At 38.6% G+C, this 5,723-nt stretch carries 3 protein-coding genes; 1 reads left to right on the top strand and 2 read right to left on the bottom strand.

All coding sequences use genetic code 11. The features are described 5' to 3' along the window. Positions 1 to 563 (top strand): T9SS type A sorting domain-containing protein (locus AC4MRQ_RS24660; protein WP_491200396.1); only part of this gene is annotated, 563 nt, incomplete at its 5' end. Positions 564 to 1,030: 467 nt separating this feature from the next. Here AC4MRQ_RS24660 and AC4MRQ_RS24655 read toward each other — a convergent pair. Then, on the bottom strand, positions 1,031 to 5,437 hold the full coding sequence (locus AC4MRQ_RS24655; RefSeq protein ID WP_491200395.1) for a hypothetical protein: 4,407 nt from the start codon (positions 5,435 to 5,437) through the stop codon (positions 1,031 to 1,033). A gap of 39 nt (positions 5,438 to 5,476) precedes the next feature. After that, positions 5,477 to 5,723, bottom strand: a 247-nt coding sequence (locus tag AC4MRQ_RS24650) for a 50S ribosomal protein L11 methyltransferase (RefSeq protein ID WP_491200394.1), incomplete at its 5' end; no start/stop codon positions are given.

Below are 5,723 nucleotides of genomic sequence, written 5' to 3'. Positions count from 1 at the left end.
ACTTTATTGTTGAGTTTGATGATGGTTCATCCTGGATTGAAATTGGCAACTATGCCAGAACTACCGATTTTGAAAATGGAATATTCTACAATGATTCAATTTATGTGAAGAAAGCTGATGGAATAAACTTCCCAACAAATGCAAAAGTCAGGTTTATGTGTGATGCCAGTGGTAATAAAGATGATGTATACATTGATGAAATAAGAATATCTGCAACTACATCTCCTTCTTTAAAAAGCACTACTCTTTCAACACCTACATTAGATGCTGTTGAAGATTTAAAAGCAGATAATATTGAAATCAGTGCAGAAAGTGAATCACCATTAGCGGTTAATATTTATCCTAACCCGGTAACTGGCGGTAACTTTACCATTCAACTGCAAAGTGATAGTGAAAATATACGCGTAAACATTTACTCTGTATCAGGTGCTATTGTTTACAGTGAGGTATTTAACGGGGAATCATTGACTGTACCAACATACCTGCTTAAATCGAACAGTTTATATATTGTTAAAGTACAAAGTGGAGATCAAGTTATTACAGAAAAATTACTTACCAGGTAATATACAGTTCTTTTAAATTACCAACCTCCTACATCACATCTTATATATCTGGTGTAGGAGGTTTACTTTTTAGACATGTTCAGATAAGATTATAACAGTGCTACAGAAAAATTGGTAATGGTTATTGGAATTGAACTGTTCTATTAAATGAAGTATTTCTGTTTGTCCGAAATCAGCTTAAAAACTAAGGATCATAATAGTATTTAGTGCACAATGCACCTCTAATAATCCGATAGTTTCTTTCAATAAGTTACAAACCTAAATATTCGATCCATAAACGCTTTCACCACAATACTCGTAAGTGCTTCAATACTCGTCGTCTGACCAATAAGCAAGTCAATTTAGTCGGACGACGAGTAATACGTTAATTCAAGATCTTTATGCACAACACAACATATATAACCAACCACCTCAAACAGTTTGCCAATAGGTCTTGCGTCTTATGTCTAAAATCTTGTGTCTAATTACTACTTAAACTTCGCCACAAATTTCTTCTTCTTACTTTCTGGTGCCATTATAAAAGTATAGCCCTTCTCTCCTGCGCCACCTTTCATTTTCCTGTCTTCAGGTTTTAGCGCCTGCACAATATCATTATATTCCTTATTAGAACATAAGGTTTGCATCATGCTGTTTTTATAAACAAAATACACCCAGTTCTGACCATCTAACTCAATATACATCTCAAACGAATTACCGCTTCTTTTGCGGGTAATCTCGGCCAATACCTTCACCTCTTTATTAACCACAAACTGATTCAGATAAGCCAGGTCAGCTTTCCCGTTTGCAACAAAAGCGCGTTTTTGGGTATCCCACTTAAAGTCGATATTTGAGAACAACAGTACCGACTGTAAATCCAATGGCAGAGCTCTACCTTCTCCGGTAATGCTTCGCTCCTGCTCTACTTTCATTGCTTTAGAATGACCACACCATTGCGTCAGACGCTCTGTATACGATTCTTTACTCAACTTCGACACTTTGGCTGCTGAAGCAATTATAGTGCTGTATAGTGCATCTTCAACCTCAGGTGTCAGGTAAAAATCGATACCCATCATCGAGGTCAGTATGATATCATTCTTATCGCGATTATGAATAACCGCACCACTGGCTTTGGTTTTCACCTGATCAAGGTCAATACCCAAATCAATTTGGCCTATCCCCTGAATGTTACAGGCTGCCTCTGAGAAACGTATCAGGTTACCTGTTGTATCCGCACTGGCCAGCCGCGATTCCGAAGCAATATCAAAAGCCTGTTCCTGATCATTATAAATCAGATAGCCCGAAGCATTTATCATTGGTACATCACTGTAATCCTTCCGGTCCTCAACAAAAGATGAATAAACATGCGTACTATCCTTGGTGATAAAGAAATCCTTGTAGATATCCTCATACTTGTAGTTTTGCAACTCCTCAGCGATAGGAATACGCACATTAGCTGGGTCAATTTTTGAATCGAACCTAATATAAGTCTGTGGCCCACGCGAACAGCGATGCAACATTTGAACACCTCCATCAAAAGACAACAATTGCTCCTTTGCATTCAATCTGGCATTCCCCTGGTAGGCAAAATGAGAATTAAAAGTAAAGAGATCAGCAGGATTCACCTTACTCTCCGCAATTGTCATTTCTTCTTTTCCATACTCAATATTATGCATGTCGAGCGTCAGAGTCTTACCATCACCATTGATATAATCATACTTACCATTGGCTTTATACTCATATTTACCACTGATAAACACTCTTGAATCGTATAAAGTGTGGCGCACCAATGAATCCTTATCCAATACAATCCGCACGCTATCCAATGGATCAAGCGCAGCATTTTCCCGAATGGTCACAAAACCATTGTTTAGCAACATGTTGGCATCACCCACTTCAATATTCTTCACTTCTTCGGCAAATATAGTTTTCGTCTCCACATCGTACATGGCCATTGGCACATAGAAGGAAAGCGAATCCTGCCTGCGATGCGTTGATACAAAACGGTTACCTTTCGAACCCCGGGCTCCCATATAGATATCGTTCTTATCCATATCCCACGAAAACTCACTGATAAATGAAATATAGCGGTTCTCTGTAAAATCAACCTGACTACCTCCTGAACGTGATTTAAAGGTACCCTGTCGTGTTTCAAAGTTAATATCTGAAATCAGGTTTGTGGTTGAGAAGTTCACAGCTTCAACCGTTTCTCCTGTCAGGTTAAAATCCGATGAATCAGCCAAAATAGCATGATGCCCGAAATCAATGTCTTTCGATTTCACATTGGCGCGACTCATAAAGAATGTACCACCCCCAGTCATGCCATAAGGTGTAATCTTAAGTTTACCCTGTAATTGAGCCTCTTCTTTATACATGGTAAAATTCTCTTCCTGACTGCTGGCATGAAATTCCTCTTCATGAGGCATATACTCAACATAGATGTACTTTGAACTCACGTCAGGAAACGGGGGATTGTCGCCTTGTTCACCTACCGTAAAATCATGCACCTGGCCTTTTACCATATCAGGCAGAAATGTAAAATCTTCAGATAAAGAGGTCGAAGTCAGGTAATCCAACGTTCCATCACCTTTTAATCCTTTATTACTTAAATCAATGCCATTAGTAAAGGTTGCCTTGCCACCGTAAACCGGATACCCTTCTTCAGGTGTCTGTCGCTTGAATCCAAGCGAATAATCAGATCTGATGGTCAGGTTTTCGCGAAAGGTTGGAAAGATATTAGACTCAAACTCACCGCTAAAGTTAAAGTTGGCTCGTTTGAGGGTATTAATACTATCCATCTCGAATGGGTCCAGCGTAAAGAAAAACTGATCTTTATGGTAAGCACCACCTTGAATATTCGGATTGTCGAAGTAAACATACGACTCAATCTGACTATTGATTACAGGATAGTGTGGATTATTTTTTGCACCTGATTTATTATCCGGCTCATCAATCTGAAGATAACCGGATAGCTGAGAAATGGTATTACCAACATCCTGTAACAAAGGCATTCCGAAATAATCATGTTCACCTGACTCAACCTTCATTTTCAACGAATCGATATTACTCATATCAATTCTGAAATCGTCATATAAAAACTTAAAGCCATCACCAGATAGCGTCAGCATACCAGCGTTGATGGTACCGTTAAAAACAAAATTCCGGTTCTCTTTAAGGATGATTTCCTGATTTCGTGGAAAGAAAACAACATTCTGATGATCACAGATCGATATTGTTTCAACACCATTTAAATCCAGATCAAAGTTCAGTAGGTCAATACGGGCATTGGTTACTTCACTGCCTGTTAATGAAGTAAAACGGATCACATCAAAATCCTTATTTCCCAACCTGAAATCGAGATAATCGCGCAAGCGCTGCCGTATTGTAATCTCATCCGTATTGACGTTATAACCTATAAAACCATAAAACGATAAGTCAATGATCTGCTGGCGCACTGGACTCAAAGGAAATCCCATAAACTTTGCATACTGTTCACACGTAAATGGCAAATCATGATAGTATTTACTACAATTTTTTAATCCCTGTAATGGATGGATCGCGTCCATGCCTTGCAGGCGATTGTAAAATTCTTCCCGAAAGTAACTCAAGGATTCAAAAAAGGCCTGATTCTGGGCCGCTCCTGTAAGCATTCGCAAATCCATAAACTGATCGCCTATTTTCCATCGAATCAGCTCTACATCCATACTAATATTATGAAAGGTATTAAAGTACGGACTCAACGCCAATCCTTCACCATTGCGAATTAGGTGCACCTCATCCAACTCAGCCATATATTTAAAGACCAGTCCGGGATGATAAATAAATCCTCGATCCATAACAATTGAAATCTCAGTATCGCTACTTAAAATCTGATCCTTACGCAAGGCAAAGTATAAGGACTTGGCAGTAATGAAAGTCGTATCGTTTCGATAAATTGTGATGGTAGCAGGATTTTCGTGACTCCCTGCTCCCAGAAACTTTGCTCCATTTTGGGCAAATCCTCCTTCGTAATCAATGTTAGGATGTATTTTATCGATCTTAAAACGTTGTTCCGAAGTAATAAATTTGGGGTAGATGGTTGACTCAGGAGAAGTGATCTGCATCAGTTTATGCTGAATGCTGCCGTTGAGTGGATAATCAAAATAATGACGGTTATAAAACTCAACTGAGTCAACAGAAAAAGCAGATTTGTCAATATTGATTTCATAGTCTCCAAAAGTGGCATAAACCATGCCTGCTTCAAACCCGGAACGCTCCCAAGTTATTCTTCCCTGCTTACCCGTCCACTTCTTGTCCAAAGGATACAAAACCCCTGAGGTATTAAAGATGACAATACTATCTTTTTTTGATACGCAAACCAGATCGGTTTTTCCAACCTCTAAACTTAATGTTTCGTTATTATACTCATAACGATAATCGCCAGAACGGGCATACCATGCCAGTGCTGGTGTAGTATAGATGGCATTATTCTCTACCAGATTTTTACTTATTACCAGGAATGATTTAAGGTGACGCAATGCAAAACGACGTTTTTTCAATAGATCAGTCACTGCTGCATGCCAGTTTTTAAAACTTTCTTCATTATGACCGCGCTCTTTAAAGGCCATAATGGTTTCAATATAGGTATGATAATCAGGATAAGCACGAGCTTTTTTAACAGCCATCTGGTTACAGGTTGTAATCATCAAATTCTGAAGATCACTATCCAAACCAGTCCAGAAGAGAGTCAATGATTCGATAAACGCTTTAGCAGCCTTCTTATCTGTAGTGGCTTTAAAGATTTCTCCCATTTCACCAACAAAAAGATCAGTTTGCCCGCTAAATTTATTCTGAGCCAACACTTCGGCTCCTCCAATATTCAAAAATACAATAAGGACGGCTAGTAGTCGTTTAATCATAGGCTCAGGTTGTTCTGCTGTTTTCGTGCTTAATTTTTTTTATTCGGACTTTATATACGCAACAGCGGTCCAATTGTTATCAGTTTTTTGAGATATCATTTTCAGATTATACTTTTTAGCTTCCTTATTGAATTGATTTAGATCATCTGCATAGAAACCACTAAAGATGATCGTTCCATTGTTTTTCAGCACCTTGACATAGCTTGCTATGTTGTCTAACAGGATATTCAGATTAATATTAGCCAGCACAATATCGTATTCAGAGTCATCCAAAACTTCAGCTCCA

Source organism: Carboxylicivirga sp. (assembly GCF_982718395.1).
Note: the sequence above shows the minus strand (reverse complement) of the source record. Positions and strands in the feature narration are given on the sequence as shown.